Origin of the sequence: Isoptericola croceus, from assembly GCF_029382255.1 — a bacterium.
Lineage (GTDB): Bacteria > Actinomycetota > Actinomycetes > Actinomycetales > Cellulomonadaceae > Isoptericola > Isoptericola croceus.
The window spans coordinates 56,922-71,861 of the sequence record NZ_JARLLG010000002.1 but is presented as its reverse complement, the minus strand read 5'-3'; the positions used below and the strand labels follow the sequence as shown (position 1 = coordinate 71,861).

Sequence of the window (14,940 nt, the reverse complement as noted above, 5' to 3'; positions counted from 1 at the left end):
ACGGTCCGTGATGGTGGGCTACTTGAGGCTGCCGATCGTCACTCCCGAGCGCCAGTAGCGCTGCATGGCGATCATGAGGATGACCATGGGGATCGTCGAGACCAGGGAGCCGGTGATGACCAGGCTGGTGACATCCACCTCGGTCGACACCCCGCGCTGCAGCCAGGAGTAGAGCCCGAGCATGACCGGCCACTTCTCGGCGCCCTTGAGGAAGACCAGCGGCCACATGAACGTGTTCCACGAGCCGACGAAGTGCAGCAGGAAGATCGTCGCCCCGGCGGTCGTCATGAGTCGCAGCGACATGCCGAAGAAGATGCGGTACTCGCCCGCTCCGTCGATGCGGGCCGCCTCCATGAGCTCGGTCGGCACCGCGCCCTCGGCGTAGACCTTGGCGAGATACACCGAGAACGAGCTGAACATGCCCGGCAGGATCATCGCCCAGATCGTGTCGTACATGCCGAGGTTGGTGAGCAGGACGAACGAGGGGACGAGCATCAGCGTCCCGGGGATGAGGAACGAGGCGATGATGAACCCCATCGTCAGGCCGCGCCCCCGGTACTGGTACTTGGCCAGCGCGTACCCGGCGGCCAGCGCGATGATCGTCATCCCGAGCGAGCCGAGCCCCGAGTACAGGACGGTGTTCCACAACCAGCGGCCGAAGATGGCGTTCTGGTATGTGAACAGGGCCTGCAGGTTGTGCCAGAGGTTGAAGTCGGCGAACCAGAGGCCGTTCGTCGTGTAGAGGTGCTGCTTGGACTTGGTGGAGGCCACGACGAGCCACCACAGCGGCCCGACGGCGTAGCCCGCCAGGAGTACGAGCACGCCGAGCACGACCCAGCGGGAGGTCCCGGTGGCGGCCGCGATCTCGCGCTCGGCGTTCGCCCGCCGGGCAGCCCTTCCGCGCACCGAGAGGCGGGTGGTCTCAGGCAGCACCGACGTCATGATTCCGTCCTGTTCGTGAAGCGGTAGAACACTGCCGACGCCACGCCCACCACGACGGCGAGGACGACGGACAGCGCCGTGGCGTAGTTGATGTCACCCACCTGGAAGGCCTGGTTGTAGATCATCATCGTGGGCGTGAAGTCCTTGGTGATGGTCTCGGGCGTCACCGAACGGAAGAGCATCGGCTCGGCGAAGATCTGCAACGTGCCGATGATCGACAGCAGCGTGGTGAGCACGAGGGACGCCCGCACGAACGGCACCTTGATGGACCAGGCGATCCGCACCTCGGACGCGCCGTCCAGCCGGGCTGCCTCGAAGATCTCGTGCGGGACGGACTGCAGGGCCCCGTAGAGGATCAGCATGTTGAAGCCGATGGCCCCCCAGAGGACGAGGTTGCCGATCGAGACCCAGACCATGTCCCCGGAGAAGAAGTCCACGTCCAGCCCGAGGAGGCCGAAGAACTTCCCCAGCGGGCCGACGGCCGGGCTGTAGAGGAAGATCCAGACCATCGTGGCGACGATCCCGGGCACCATGTAGGGCAGCAGCAGAGCGATCCGGAACCGGGCGGCGATCCGCCGGCGGGCCGCGTCGAGCACGAGCGCCATGCCGAGGCTGACGATCTGCGTCACCGGCACGACGACGATCGCGTACAGGAACACCCGCCACATGGCCGACCAGAAGACGCCGTCCCCGACGGCCCGGGCCAGGTTGTCGAGGCCCACGAAGGTCACGACGGACTCCCCGAAGCCGAGGCCCGAGGACTTCTGGGTGTACACGCTCTCCCTGAGCGCCATGAGGATCGGCACCACCGCGAACAGGGCGAAGCCTGCCGCGAACGGAAAGCTCAGCGACGCACCCTTCAGGTTCTGCATGGTGCGCCATCGCAGGCGCCGTCGCGGAGGGGACGCCAAGCCCGTCGGACGCGCACGGCCCGTGGGCTCGTCGGTTCGCGTCCCCGGCTGCCGGGTGACGGGAGCTGTGGCGGACATCGGCGTCCCCTCCGTTCGTGGTCTCGAGACGTAGATCAGCTGGCGTCGCGGAACGCGATGCCCTTGCGGTCGAGGTCGTCCTCGACGTACTGCTGCACCGCCGCCAGGGCCTCCGCGATCGTCTGCTCGCCGGCGACCGCCTTGCCCCACTGGTCCTGCATCTCGGGGAACCACGCGTCGTAGTTCGGGCCGAGCTCGAACTTGCCGATGACCTTCGACTGGGCGTCGACGATCACCTCGGCCGCTTCGGCGTCGTCCGTGAAGAAGCCCGGCGGGATGATGTCGGCTGCGTACGGGGCCGGGTCCGGGATCTGCGTCGGGAGGCCCACCGCGTCCGTCTCGGGGTTGCGCCCGGCCTCGATCCCTTCCGGCGTCGTGCGCCAGTCCGAGTAGGCCACGACAGCCTCGGGGTGCTCGCAGCCGACCGGGACGAACGAGGGGGTCGTGCGGCCCGGGCTCACCGGGTTCGCCAGGTCGAACTGTGGCAGCGTGGTGGCCTTCCAGTCACCCAGCGAGTCGCTGAAGTTCGTCTGCAGCCCGGTCAGCGACCACCACTGGGTCGGCGTCATCGCCATGTTGCCGGAGTCGAAGTAGGAGTACAGCGCGGGCCTGTCCTGGTAGGTCTCGTTCGAGACCAGGTCCTCGTCGATGAGCTGCTGCACGATGTCCGCGGCCTGGAGCGTGGGGGCGTCCTCGAAGTTGACGACCCACTCCTCCCCGTCGATGGCGAACCACTCGGCCCCGGCCTGCTGCGCGAGGTTCATGAGCGCGGTCGGGTCCTCACCCGCGAAGTTCGTCACGTGGACGTCGTGCTCCTTGAGCTCGCGTCCCGCCTCGACGAACTCGTCCCAGGTCGCCGGGATCTCGACACCGTACTCGTCGAGGGTCGCGGTGTTGACGATGAGGTACTGCCCGTCCGACCCGGACGGCAGCCCGAAGAACCGCCCGTTGACCTGAGCCGCGTTGTGCGCGCCCTCGTTGTAGTTGCCGAGCGACGGCTCCACCACGTCCGTGATGTCCTGAGCCCATCCGTTGACGACCATCGTGGTCAGCGGCGCGAAGCCCTGGGCCAGGCACGGGACGTCGGTCCCGGACTCGAACGCGTTGCGGAAGTTGGTCGCCATCGCGACGTTGTCGGCCTGCAGGACGTACGTCGCCTCGACGCCGTCCTGCGCGGCGTTGAACGCGTCGACGACCTGCTCACCGAGCTCGTCCCACCCCCAGATCTCGATCGACACGGGGCCGTCGGCCGGCGCGTCCCCGGTCGACTCGGCGCTGCTCTCCGTTCCGCCGGCGCAGCCTGCGAGCCCCGTGGCGCCCACGGCGACGGCGGCCAGCGCTGCGACCCTGCTGCGGGCCCCCCAGGGCCGGATCCGCGTCGTTGCGTTGCTCATGTCTTCTCCCTTGAAGGACGTCGACCCTGCGGGTCGTGGTGGGGACAACGTTATCCTGCCAATCTCGAGGCCGTCAATGGCGTCATGCTACTGATGCTTGCACACAGCGCAACGATCAGGTAACGACCGGGATATTGACGTTTTCCTGCCGCACGAACGGGTGCTCCGGAGTGGCCCGGAGACTCCAGCCCCGGAACTCCGCAACCAGCTGGGCGTCGACCAGGTCGACGGCGCTGACCCCGGCCAGCGTTCCGGTGAACCGTAGCCGGGGACCGAAGTCGTCGGACAGCTCGCTCATGTCGAGCTCCAGGCCCACCGGTCGCGGCACCCCGCCGGCAGGGCACGCGAGGAACCGGGCCACCGCCCCGTCGATCTCGGCCCGCAGGTGCACGGCCCCGTCAGGAGCGTCCACCGTCGCCCGGACCCGCGCGCCGTCCGGGTGCCCCTGCTCGAGCACCAGGACACGGCGACCGGCCCCGTGCGGCACCCACTGCTGACCGGCCTGCGGCTCCCCCGGCGGCTCGGCCCACGTCACGTGGAGCTGGAGGTACGACGTCGCGTTGTAGCGCAGCACCAGACCTGCCGACTCGGTGAAGGTCCGCGGACGGGCCTCCACGACCACGTCGACGGTCGCCACGTGCTCGGTGAGGCGCTGCCCCAGGAACGACTGTTGCCACAGCGACTCCGGCCCCATCCGCCCCCGCAGTCGCAGCCGCTCCGGGTCCGTGGTGTCGCACCACGACCCCGGCGGCTCGCGCAGCGTGGACCAGGGCCAGCCGGGCGCCCCCTCGAACCCGCGCGGAGCGTCGGCCGTGACGAGCTCGGCGGGGCGGGCGCCGACGTCGGGCACCTCGATCTCGACGTGGGGGTGCCAGCCGCCGTGCGCGAGCCGCGGCCAGCCGTCGACCCACTCCACCGGCTGCAGCGCGGTCTCCCGGCCGAGCGGGTTGCGCGGACCGTCGGGGGTCTGCACCGGCCGCGAGGCCAGGTGGGCGCAGAACCACTCGCCGCCCGGGGTCTGCACGAGCTCGCCGTGGCCGGCCTTCTGCAGCGCGACCGACGGGTCGTCCCGGGTGGTCATGAGCGGCACCTCGTCGACCTCGTAGGGCCCGGCGAGGTCTCGTGACCGGGCCACCAGGACGCCGTGCTCGACCCCCGTGCCGCCCTGGGCGAGCAGCAGGTAGAACCAGCCGTCGCGCACCGTGATCTTGGGTCCCTCGACCAGCTCGTCGCGCTGCAGGAGCAGGCTCGTCGGCCCGACGGCGCGTGCCCGCGACACGTCGGGCGCGCCGCCCGACGTCGGCACCTCCAGCTCGGTGAGGACGATGCCGCCGAACCGCTTGCCACCCACCCGGCAGTCGTTCTGCAGGTTCAGCAGGTAGTGGCGGCCCTCGTGGTGGAACAGCGACGGGTCGAACCCGTGCGCGGACACCCGGGCCGGGGCGGACCACGGGCCGCCGACGTCCGGCGCCGTGCAGACGTACGTCTCGGTGTCGAAGAACCGGGTGCCCACGGAGCGCACGATCGAGTACACGACCCAGAAGTGGCCGTCGGCGTGGCTCAGCGCGGGCGCCCAGATGCCGCCCGAGTCCGGCACGCCGAGCAGCGAGCCACCGGGCGCGGCGGTGTCGACGGACCCGGCCGGCTCCCAGTGCACCAGGTCCCGCGACCGGAACAACGGGATGGTGGGGAACCACTCGAACGAGCTCGTCGCGAGGTAGTACCAGTCGCCCACACGGATCATCGACGGGTCCGGTGCGAAGCCTCGCACCACGGGGTTCACCAGGCGCACGGCGTCCTCCTCACAGGTCGCGGACGGTCAGGCGGACCAGACGGGCCGAGACCGGGCCGGGCAGGCGCACGGCGAGCGCGGCGCCGTCGTCGACCACGGACACCTCGTCGCTCCCCCAGGTCGGGAAGAGGACCTCGGCGTCTCCCTCGGCGCGCAGCCCGGGCAACGGGACCCGCACCGTGGCAGGTGCGGACACGTCGTCCAGGTCGCGGCGCCAGACCGCGAGGTAGAGGTCCGCGCCGTCGCGGGCGCCCTGGGCCACCCAGGGGTCGCGCCAGCCGGGGAGGCCGAGCGGCCACAGCGGCGTGGACCGCGCGACGGCGGAGCGCACCTCGCGGTGGGCGGCGAGCCCGGTGCGGACGAGCTCGCGCTGCGCCACGTCGAGGGTGTCGACCCGGCCGGCCAGGTGGACGCGCGCCAGCGTCGCCGAGACGAGCGAGAACGCGATCTCCTCCGGCCTCATCGTGCCGTCCACGGAGGCCCAGACCCCCGCCTGCTCGGGCGTGATGACGAGCGGGGCGGCCGCGGCGATCGGCGCGGTGAGCCGGAAGTCCTGCTGGTCCGTCAGCGACTGGACGGGGAACACCGCGCCGCTGGCGGCGTCGGTCCGCGAGCCGCCGGCGGCACAGCCCTCGACGACGAGCCCGGGGTGGCGGTCCATCACCGCGCTCACCCAGGAGAGGACCTCCCGGGCGTGCTGGGCCAGCCCGTGCCCGGGCGCCTCCCCCACGCCGGCGTCCGTCCCGGGGCCGATGTCCACGTTGTGGTCGAGCTTGAGGTAGGCCAGGTCGAACTCGTCCACGAGCCGGTCGACGACGGCGTCCAGGTGCGCACGGGCGGCCGGGTGACGCAGGTCGAGCTGGAACCGGCCCCACTCCGCGACGCGGTCGCCACCGCGCTGGAAGAACGCGGCGTCGGGCAGCTCCTGGGCCAACGGGCTGCGGACGCCCACCATCTCGGGCTCGAGCCAGAGCCCCGGCTTCATGCCGGTGGCCCGGATCGCCTCGATGACCCGTCCGAGCCCACCGTCGGGGAACCGGTCGGTGGACGGCTCCCACGCGCCGACGGAGTCCCACCAGCCGCCGCGCTCGTCGTCGTACCAGCCGGCGTCGATGACGTAGACCTCCGCACCGAGGTCGGCGGCCGCCGCGATGAGCGGCAGCTCGCGCTCCGTGGTCGGGTCGGACATCAGGCCGTTGAGGAAGTCGTTGTAGACCACCGGCAGGCGGACGTGGTCGGGGTGCGACCGGCGGGTGCGGCGCCGGTGCAGGGTCAGGGCGGCGCCGACGTCGGCGAGGGTCGCGTCGGTCCCGCTCGGCGACCCGGGGACGACGGCGAGTCGCACCGGGGTGGTCAGGTGCACGTCGCCGGGGGCCAGGCGGACGGACCACTGGTGCTCGCGCGCCGTCGGGCCGGTCACCAGCAGGTAGACGTCGTCGAAGCGGTCGCCGAGCTCGGCGTGCCAGGTGCTGTTCGACTCGACCTGCCAGGCGAGCATCCGCCCGGTGGCGGACTCCTCCACGATGCCGAGGGCGAGGTGCTCCGACGTCGACCACGCTCCGGTCGAGGTGAGCGACACCCGGTTCTTCGAGCCGACCTGGCCGTAACGGGTCATGCCGACGTCGAACAGCCCGCGCTCGGCGAGCGTGGACCGCCGCCAGCGAAACTCCCCGCTCCACGGGTTCGCGGCCTCCCAGACCGCGACCTCCTGCTCCCAGCGCGTGCCGTGCCCGATGCCGGCGACGACGCCGGTGGTGGCGTGGTCGAGGAGGACGTCGCCCTCCGTGGTGATCTCCGCCCACGAGCGCAGCACGGGCAGCCCGGCGACGAGCTCGAGGTGGACGGTCGCGCGGACACCGGTGACGGTCTCGGCCAGGTGCAGCAGGAGGCGTTCGACGTCGCCGTCGCGCTCGGCCGTCGAGTCGACGAGCCGCAGCCGCTGCGCGAGGGCGCCGTCGACGTGCCGCTTGCCGGAAGTACCCTGCCGCCCCTCGCCGGCGAGGGCCAGCTCCAGGACGGGCAGCGCCGAGCGCCGCAGGGCGTCGGCGTCGGGCCGCTCCTCGTCGACGTGCCACAGCGCGGTCAGGCGCGGCGCGGACCCCGGCCCGTGGTCCACGGTGAGCCGCAGCACGTCGTTGCCCCACTCGAGGCGCTCCTCCACGTCGTCGACGAGGCCGGGAAGCATGACGGTCATGAGATCACTCCGGTGGTGGTGTCGATCGTCCAGGAGTCGCGCCAGACGAGGTCGGCACGTCCGCCGGCGACCTGCAGGGGCAGCACGACCGGCGGTGACCTGAACAGGTCGTGCCGGTCCCAGCGGTCGCCCACATAGACGTAGGCGGTCTGCTCGGTCCCGGGCACCGTGACGACGTCGGAGACCTGCGAGTCGAAGGTCGCCGTGCCGGGCGGCGCGACGTCGTTCCAGGCGCTCCACGGACCGGCGGGCGAGGGGGCGGTGGCGTACTTGTTGTCGTTGGTGGACCAGCCCGTCAGGTCCGAGCCGAAGAGGTAGTAGAGGCCGTCGACCTTGATCATCGCGGGTGACTCGTAGCCGTGCGGGCCGGCCGGGTGGTCGCTGGGCGGGGCCAGCGTGGTCGAGACGACCTCCTCGACGGTGAGCAGGTCCACCGAGAGCCGGTAGACGTGCAGCCCGTGCTCACGGTCCTCGCTCAGCAGGTAGCCGGTGCCGTCGTCGTCCAGGAAGACGCCGATGTCCCGGCTGATGTTGCCCAGCGGGCGCTCGCTGCGCAGGTAGGTGTACGGCCCTTCCGGGCGGTCGGCCACGGCCCAGCCGAGGCGGGCGTCGGCGTAGTCGGCCGAGTCGATGTGCAGGAACATGACGTAGGTGCCGTCGGGGGCGGGCAGCACCTTCGGGCGTTCGACGACGCGGCCGGGCGCGAGGTCCGGGACGTCGGGCGTGACCGCGAGCGCGTGACCGTGCGAGGTCCACGTGGCGAGGTCCGGCGACGAGTAGCAGGCCACCCCGCCGAACGTGCCGCCGTGGGACTTGTCCTCGCCCCAGGCGTAGTAACGGTCCCCGATCCGGCGGATGCCCGCCCCGTGGAGCTGGACGGGGCGGCCGGCGTCGTCCTCGAAGAGCCGACCGGGAACGATCGATCCCCGCGGGGCAAGACTGCTGCTCACTACGACCTCCTTGGGCGTTGGGGAGATAACGTTATCACGGTGTTGACCATGGGTTGCTGGCCTCGGGCGAGGCGCACTGGGCAAACATTCTCCGAGCCCGTATCCTCGAGACATGGCCGCGCCGAAGAAGTACCGCGCCCCCGTTCTCGCCGACGTCGCACGCGCAGCAGGGGTCTCCGTCCCGACCGCCTCGCGCGTGCTCAACGGCACCAAGTACGTGGCGCCCGACCTCACCGAACGCGTCAACCACGCCGTGCAGGAGCTGGGCTACCGGCCCAACGTCGCCGCCCGGTCGATGCGGTCCGGCAAGCTCACGCTGGTCTCGGTGCTCGCCGGGGCCACCGCGAACTACGGCTACGCGCGGACGCTGCAGGGCATCGAGGCCGCCGCGCAGAAGGCCGGGATGTCGGTCTCGATCACGCTCGTGGAGTCGTCGGACGGCCAGCACGTGCAGCGCGCCACGGACCTCGCGCTCTCCCAGCCGACAGCGGGCGCCATCGTGCTCGAGTTCGACCGCGCGGGGATCGAGGCGGCCCGGTCCATCCCTGACGGCCTGCCCATGGTGGTCGTCGGGGGCGGTTCGCGGCGGCCCGGCCCGGTCCCGGCCGCCCTCATCGACGAGCAGGCGGCGGGCCGGCAGGTCACCGAGTACCTGCTGAGACTGGGGCACCGGACCGTCCACCACCTGGCCGGGCCGGGCGAGGGCAAGGCGTCCGGCCGCACCGAGGGCTGGCGCGCTGCGCTGCAGGACGCCGGCGCCCCGGTCCCCGAGGTCATGGACGCCGAGTGGGACGCGGCCTCCGGCTACCGCTGGGGCGAGCGGATCGCGGCGCGCAACGACGTCACGGCGGTGTTCTGCGCGAACGACGACATCGCGATCGGTCTCATGCGGGCACTGTCGGACCGGGGCGTCCGCGTCCCGGAGGATGTCTCGGTGGTCGGGTTCGACGACCAGCCGCTGGTGTCGCTCTGGCGGCCTTCGCTGACCACCGTCGACCAGGACTTCGAGGACCTCGGCGCGCGAGCGTTCGACCTGCTCACACGTCTGGTCGCTGGGGAGGCCGAGCTCGAGTCGTCGGTCACCGAGCCGCAGCTCGTGGTGCGCGAGTCCACCGCCCCACCAGCGGCGGACCGGCAGGATATCGTTATCCCGTGACTGCTCTCCCCACCACCCCGACCGCCCCGCTGCGCGTCGCCCTCGCGATGCGGCCGGCGCACCTGGCGACCATGCTGCTCGACGACACCGCGACCCGGCGGCTCGCCGCCGTGGCCGAGGTCCACCCGCAGGTCCTCGAGGACTTCGACTCACCCGCCGCCCGGGCCGTGCTCGCCGAGACCGACGTGCTCCTCACCGGCTGGGGGGCTGCCGCTCTCACCGACCCCCTCGACGTCGTCGCCCCACGACTGCGCGCCGTCGTGCACACCGGCGGCAACGTGCTGGGCCTGCTCCCGGAGAGCGCACGCCACCGCGACCTCGTGCTGACCCACGCGCGCTCCGCCAACGGCCGGCCCGTGGCGGAGTACGCGGCAGCGATGATCCTGCTCGCCGGCAAGCAGACGCTGCCCTTTGCCCGGCTGTACGCGCAGCGGCGCCGCCACATCGACCGCGAGGAGACCTACCCGGACGCCGGCAACAACGGTCGCGCCGTGGGCATCGTCGGTGCCTCGACGATCGGACGCCTGACGATCGAGCTCCTGCGGTCCGCCGACCTCGACGTCGTGGTCTACGACCCGTACCTCACCGAGGACGACGCCGCCGGGCTCGGGGTCCGGCGCGCGGAGCTCGACGAGCTCATGGAGACCTGCTCGGTGGTCTCCATCCACGCGCCCGACGTCCCGGAGACGCGCCACATGATCGGCGCGCGCCAGCTCAAGCTGCTCGCCGACGGCGGCACGCTGATCAACACCGCCCGCGGCGCCCTCGTGGACACCGACGCGCTCGTCGCCGAGCTCAGCACCGGACGCATCGACGCCGTCCTCGACGTCACCGACCCGGAGCCGCTGCCCGCGGACCACCCGCTGTGGGAGCTGCCCAACGCGCTCCTCACACCGCACGTCGCAGGCTCCATGGGCAACGAGCTGTGCCGCCTCGGGGAGACCGCGGTGACGGAGATCGAGCGCATCGCGGCGGGGCAGCCGCCGCTGCACCCCGAGAGGTGGCCCGACGCCGGGGCGTGAACGGCGCGGATTAGTTGTGAACTAGCGCCGACACCCCGTCCTGCCTACAATTAACACGGATATTAATTGTAGGCAGGACGGGGTGCGGTCCATGAGCACACTTTTCGGCAGCAGCCAGGTCAGCATGGCTGTGCAGGCGATCCTGGCTGCCCTCGACAACGGAGAACCGGTCGATGACGCCGTTGAGCGCCAGGTCGTCGACCTCAAGGAGGAACACGGCCGGCGCGACAGGAGCGGTGCGGTGGGACCGAGCCAGCCGCACAACGAACAAGCGGCCAAGGACCTCACGGCGGCAGCAGCATGCATGGCCAACACGCCTGGTGGCGGCGCTCTCATTGTCGGGGTCTCCAACGCTGGGGAACTCGTTGGTACGTCTCTGGATGTCGAGTGGCTGCGACACCGCATCTGGGAGTTGAGCGGCCGCGCCCTCACCGTCGACATCGAAGCCCACGCCTGTCGCGGCCACCGCCTGCTGGTCGTCGTGTCTCCACGCGCGATCGAGCCGATCCGTGTCAACGGACGGGTCAAGTGGCGGGTCGGGGACCACTGTGTCGAGGTCGACCCGCATACCTGGCACGCGAAACGGATGTCGGTCCTGGACTACGACTGGTCGCGTGAGGAATCGACCGTCCGCACCGACCAGGCCCGTCCGGCCGCCCTGCAGCATGCACGAGATTTCCTTGAAGCCTCGGGCGAGCAACACTCCGTCGACCTGGCGCGCCAGTCCGACATCGACCTGTTGCGTCGACTCAACGTCGTCTCGCCTGGAGGTTGCCTGACCAACGCCGGCGTGATCGCGTTCGTGGGACGCGGCGACCCGTGCCTCGACTACATCCGACGGCAGCACCCCGGAGGCGACAGTCTCGTCCGGGTCCGCCGACGCGAACGCGCGCTCCTCGAGGAGCTCGGCGAGGTCTTTACGGCACTGGAGTCGAGCACGCCGCTGATTCACGTCCAGCACGGACTCGTGATCGGACAACAGCGTGAGATACCACTGCGGGCAGCCCGCGAGGCGATCGTCAACGGCATCGCACACCGAGAGTGGGCCGTCCAGGACCCCACAGTGGTCGAGCACGTCGGCTCGTCCCTTCGCGTGACGAGCCCAGGCAGCTTCGTCGGCGGAGTGTCGCCGGAGAACATCATCACGCACCCGTCGCGTTCCCGGAACCGCTCGCTGGCGGAACTTCTCGCGGCACTCCGCATCGCTGAACGCGAGGGGATTGGGGTTGACCGGATGGTCGGCGACATGGTCCGTCGAGGCAACCCGCAGCCCGAGATCGTCGAGATCAGCGGACCGAGTGTCAGGACCCTGTTGACCAGCGACGATGTCGACCAGCCATGGATCGCCTGGTTGGCGCGGCTTGATCCGTCGGACGAAGCGGATAACCTCAACTCGCTGCTGATCCTGCGCCAGCTCGTCGACCGAGGTTGGACCGACGCCCTGAGAGCAGCCCATCTGATCCAGGACACGGCCGCTGCTGCGGCCGGCGCGCTCAGGCGGCTCGCACGCGTGCGGATCGAAAATGCGCCGCTCATCGACTCGCTGGCCGGCGTGCCGGAGTCGGCTGAGCCTGCCTGGGTACTCACCGTCGCCGCGAAAGGTGCCTTGCACGAGCTCGACGAGCAGCTCGGCCACCGCCGCCGCACCCCTTCCCGAGACGCACTCGGGCGCGACTATGTCACGGCACGTGGCCGGATCAGCTCGGCCGAGCTGGGCGGCCTGGTAGGAGCGGACCCCACGAACATGGGAGCGGCGCTTCGGCGTCTTGAGGACGAGGGCATCGTCAAGCCTGCCTGGCCATCGCGGCGGGGTCGAGGGTTCCACTACGTTCGCGCCTGAAGGTGGACACGACACTCCGACTCGGCGCCGTCACCTCCGGCTCAGGCTTGCGCGGGCGCCCGCCAGCGTCTCGGGTCGTGGCGGGTCCGCGGTCGCTCAGGGAGCCCGCCAGCGATTCGGTAGGACCTTCGCCTGACCAGCCCCGTCGACCTTCTCACCAGCTCGAGGCGGCGTCACACGGACACACACGAAGAAGAAGCCGTGGCACGGCCACGGATGAAAGGCGCTCCGTGACGTCCTCTGACATCATCCCGCCTATGCGAGGAATCATCCTGGCCGGCGGGTCCGGCACCCGACTGCACCCGATCACCCTGGGCGTGAGCAAGCAGCTCGTGCCGGTGTACGACAAGCCGATGATCTACTACCCGTTGTCGACGCTGATGCTGGCGGGCATCCGGGACATCCTGGTGATCACCACGCCGCACGAAGCCGAGCAGTTCCGGCGGCTCCTCGGTGACGGTTCCCAGTTCGGCATCTCGATCGAGTACACGGTCCAGGAGCGGCCGGACGGCCTGGCGCAGGCGTTCGTGCTGGGCGAGGACTTCCTGGCCGGCGGGGCCGCCGCGCTCGTGCTCGGTGACAACATCTTCTACGGCCAGGGTCTGGGCGACCAGCTCCAGCGCTTCACGGACGTCGACGGCGGCTCGATCTTCGCCTACCGGGTCGCCGAGCCGTCGGCGTACGGCGTGGTGGAGTTCGACGACGCCGGCCGCGCGATGTCCCTCGAGGAGAAGCCTGCCGTCCCGAGGTCCAGCTACGCCGTACCCGGCCTGTACTTCTACGACCACGACGTGGTCGAGATCGCCAAGAGCCTCGAGCCGTCCGCGCGTGGTGAGTACGAGATCACCGACATCAACCGCGCGTACCTGCGCGAGGGTCGCCTGCACGTCGAGGTCCTGCCGCGGGGCACGGCGTGGCTGGACACCGGCACCTTCGACTCCCTCATCGATGCCAGCGACTTCGTGCGCACGGTCGAGCAGCGCCAGGGCCTCAAGATCGGCGCACCGGAGGAGGTCGCCTGGCGGCGCGGTTTCCTCTCCGACGACGAACTGCGCGTCCGGGCGGAAGGGCTCGTCAAGAGCGGGTACGGCACCTACCTGCTCGGGCTGCTCGAGGAGTGAGCTCCTACCCGAGGACGTCGTGCGCCGCGACGTCCCAGCGGTCGGCCCAGTGGCCGATCGGCGCGACGCCGACGGCGCGCAGGGCATCGTGCCCCAGCACCGAGTACGCGGGACGCGGGGCCGGCCGGGGGAACATGTCGCTCGTGGTCGCGTCGACGGGCGTCTCGAGCCCCGCCGAGGCCAGGACGCGCCGCGCGAAGCCGTGCCACGACGTCTGCCCTGACGACGTGCCGTGGTAGGTCCCTGCGGGAGCGTCCGCCTCGACGACCCGGACGATCAGGTCTGCGAGATCACACGTCCACGTGGGCTGGCCGACCTGGTCGTCGACGACGGCGAGCCGGTCGCGCTCGGCGGCCAGGCGCGCCATCGTCTTCGGGAAGCAGCCGCCGTGGGCTCCGTAGAGCCACGCGGTCCGCACGATGAGGTGGTCGGGTGCCTCGGTACGCACCGCCCGCTCCCCCGCGGCCTTGGTCCGCCCGTAGGCCGAGCGGGGCGCCAGCGCAGCGCCCTCCGCGTACGGCTCGGTGGCGGCGCCGTCGAACACGTAGTCCGTCGAGACGTGGACGATCCTCGCGCCGGTGGCGTGCGCTGCTCGCGCCAGGTTGGCCGCACCGGTGGCGTTGACGGCGAACGCCTCGGCCTCGTGGGTCTCCGCGTCGTCCACGGCGGTCCACGCCGCGCAGTTGACGACGACGGCGGCACCGGCGAGCGCTCGGCGGGCGGCCTCGGCCTCGGTCACGTCGAGGCCGGAGTGGGCAAGGCCCCGCACGTCAGCGCCGGAGCGGGTGAGCGCCTCGACGACGTCGCGGCCCAGCATCCCGCCCGCGCCGACGACGACCCAGGGGCGGGGCTTCGCTACGGAGGGCACACGTAGCATCCTAGGTGCGACCGAATGCCGACCTGGGGGGCGACCTGTGCAGATCCGCGAGCTGTCCGTGCCCGACGCGTTCGAGATCACCCCGAAGCAGTTCGGCGATCCGCGCGGCGTGTTTCTCGAGTGGTTCAAGTCCGGCCCCTTCGTCGAGGCGGTCGGCTACCCGTTGGACCTGCAGCAGGCCAACTGCTCCGTCTCCGCAGCGGGGGTGCTGCGCGGGATCCATCTCGCGGACGTCCCTCCGGGGCAGGCCAAGTACGTCACCTGCGCCCGGGGTGCGGTGCTCGACGTCGTGGTCGACGTCCGTGTCGGCTCGCCGACGTTCGGCCGGTGGGACTCGGTGCTGCTCGACGACGCCGACCGGCGGGCCATCTACCTCGGCGAGGGCCTCGGCCACGCCTTCATGGCGCTGGAGGACGACTCGACGGTCCTGTACCTGTGCTCGTCCGGCTACGCCCCGAAGCGTGAGCACGGCATCCACCCGCTGGACCCGGCCGTCGGCATCGAGTGGCCGACGACGGCGCGCGACGGTTCGCCGCTGACGCCGCAGCTCTCGGAGAAGGACAGGGCGGCACCGAGCCTGGCCGAGGCCGAGCAGCAGGGCCTGCTGCCCACCGTCGAGGCGGTCGAGGCGTACGTGGCGTCGCTGCGCGGCTGACCTGGTCG

The 14,940-nt window shown here is 71.2% G+C and carries 12 protein-coding genes; 5 read left to right on the top strand and 7 right to left on the bottom strand.

Going from position 1 to position 14,940, the window contains the following annotated elements:
- Positions 1-18: 18 nt before the first annotated feature.
- The 6 genes from PZC42_RS06275 to PZC42_RS06250 all read right to left on the bottom strand — a co-directional run bounded on the left by PZC42_RS06275 (position 19) and on the right by PZC42_RS06250 (position 8,261).
- The gene (locus PZC42_RS06275) at positions 19-942 is read right to left on the bottom strand and encodes a carbohydrate ABC transporter permease (RefSeq protein WP_277209356.1); all 924 of its coding nucleotides are present in this window, start codon (positions 940-942) and stop codon (positions 19-21) included.
- Positions 939-1,814, bottom strand: coding sequence for a carbohydrate ABC transporter permease (locus PZC42_RS06270; RefSeq protein ID WP_277209355.1), 876 nt, complete (start codon positions 1,812-1,814; stop codon positions 939-941). The genes PZC42_RS06275 and PZC42_RS06270 overlap by 4 nt, the downstream gene beginning before the upstream one ends.
- A gap of 152 nt (positions 1,815-1,966) precedes the next feature.
- Positions 1,967-3,325 (bottom strand): ABC transporter substrate-binding protein, encoded by a 1,359-nt coding sequence (locus PZC42_RS06265; RefSeq protein ID WP_277209354.1) that lies wholly within the window; start codon positions 3,323-3,325, stop codon positions 1,967-1,969.
- A gap of 115 nt (positions 3,326-3,440) precedes the next feature.
- Positions 3,441-5,117: a glycoside hydrolase family 43 protein gene (locus tag PZC42_RS06260; protein ID WP_277209353.1), complete on the bottom strand. Its 1,677-nt coding sequence runs from the start codon at positions 5,115-5,117 to the stop codon at positions 3,441-3,443.
- A gap of 10 nt (positions 5,118-5,127) precedes the next feature.
- On the bottom strand, positions 5,128-7,311 hold the full coding sequence (locus PZC42_RS06255) for a glycoside hydrolase family 36 protein (protein ID WP_277209352.1): 2,184 nt from the start codon (positions 7,309-7,311) through the stop codon (positions 5,128-5,130).
- Positions 7,308-8,261 (bottom strand): family 43 glycosylhydrolase, encoded by a 954-nt coding sequence (locus PZC42_RS06250; RefSeq protein ID WP_277209351.1) that lies wholly within the window; start codon positions 8,259-8,261, stop codon positions 7,308-7,310. The genes PZC42_RS06255 and PZC42_RS06250 overlap by 4 nt, the downstream gene beginning before the upstream one ends.
- Before the next feature lie 112 nt (positions 8,262-8,373).
- Between PZC42_RS06250 and PZC42_RS06245 the strand changes: the two genes are divergently transcribed.
- From PZC42_RS06245 to rfbA, 4 genes are all read left to right on the top strand, one after another.
- The gene (locus PZC42_RS06245; protein WP_277209350.1) at positions 8,374-9,417 is read left to right on the top strand and encodes a LacI family DNA-binding transcriptional regulator; all 1,044 of its coding nucleotides are present in this window, start codon (positions 8,374-8,376) and stop codon (positions 9,415-9,417) included.
- On the top strand, positions 9,414-10,439 hold the full coding sequence (locus tag PZC42_RS06240; protein WP_277209349.1) for a hydroxyacid dehydrogenase: 1,026 nt from the start codon (positions 9,414-9,416) through the stop codon (positions 10,437-10,439). Before PZC42_RS06245 ends, PZC42_RS06240 begins: the two co-directional genes overlap by 4 nt.
- Before the next feature lie 91 nt (positions 10,440-10,530).
- Positions 10,531-12,279 (top strand): RNA/DNA-binding domain-containing protein, encoded by a 1,749-nt coding sequence (locus PZC42_RS06235; protein WP_277209348.1) that lies wholly within the window; start codon positions 10,531-10,533, stop codon positions 12,277-12,279.
- 257 nt (positions 12,280-12,536) lie between these two features.
- On the top strand, positions 12,537-13,400 hold the full coding sequence (rfbA, locus tag PZC42_RS06230) for a glucose-1-phosphate thymidylyltransferase RfbA (RefSeq protein ID WP_277209347.1): 864 nt from the start codon (positions 12,537-12,539) through the stop codon (positions 13,398-13,400).
- Between the two features lie 4 nt (positions 13,401-13,404).
- Here rfbA and rfbD read toward each other — a convergent pair whose 3' ends face one another.
- Positions 13,405-14,217: a dTDP-4-dehydrorhamnose reductase gene (gene rfbD, locus PZC42_RS06225; protein ID WP_438802932.1), complete on the bottom strand. Its 813-nt coding sequence runs from the start codon at positions 14,215-14,217 to the stop codon at positions 13,405-13,407.
- A gap of 97 nt (positions 14,218-14,314) precedes the next feature.
- On the opposite strand from rfbD, the gene PZC42_RS06220 reads away from it, so the two are divergent.
- Entirely contained in the window at positions 14,315-14,932 is a 618-nt protein-coding gene (locus PZC42_RS06220; RefSeq protein WP_277209345.1) for a dTDP-4-dehydrorhamnose 3,5-epimerase family protein, read from the top strand.
- Positions 14,933-14,940 lie beyond the last annotated feature (8 nt).

Bases quoted from the DNA above. Each gene is read 5' to 3' on its own strand.
- PZC42_RS06235 (WP_277209348.1), top strand. From the start codon at position 10,531: ATGAGCACACTTTTCGGCAGCAGCCAGGTCAGCATGGCTGTGCAGGCG.
- PZC42_RS06255 (WP_277209352.1), bottom strand. From the start codon at position 7,311: ATGACCGTCATGCTTCCCGGCCTCGTCGACGACGTGGAGGAGCGCCTC.
- rfbA (WP_277209347.1), top strand. From the start codon at position 12,537: ATGCGAGGAATCATCCTGGCCGGCGGGTCCGGCACCCGACTGCACCCG.
- PZC42_RS06245 (WP_277209350.1), top strand. From the start codon at position 8,374: ATGGCCGCGCCGAAGAAGTACCGCGCCCCCGTTCTCGCCGACGTCGCA.
- PZC42_RS06270 (WP_277209355.1), bottom strand. From the start codon at position 1,814: ATGCAGAACCTGAAGGGTGCGTCGCTGAGCTTTCCGTTCGCGGCAGGC.
- rfbD (WP_438802932.1), bottom strand. From the start codon at position 14,217: ATGCTGGGCCGCGACGTCGTCGAGGCGCTCACCCGCTCCGGCGCTGAC.
- PZC42_RS06275 (WP_277209356.1), bottom strand. From the start codon at position 942: ATGACGTCGGTGCTGCCTGAGACCACCCGCCTCTCGGTGCGCGGAAGG.
- PZC42_RS06265 (WP_277209354.1), bottom strand. From the start codon at position 3,325: ATGAGCAACGCAACGACGCGGATCCGGCCCTGGGGGGCCCGCAGCAGG.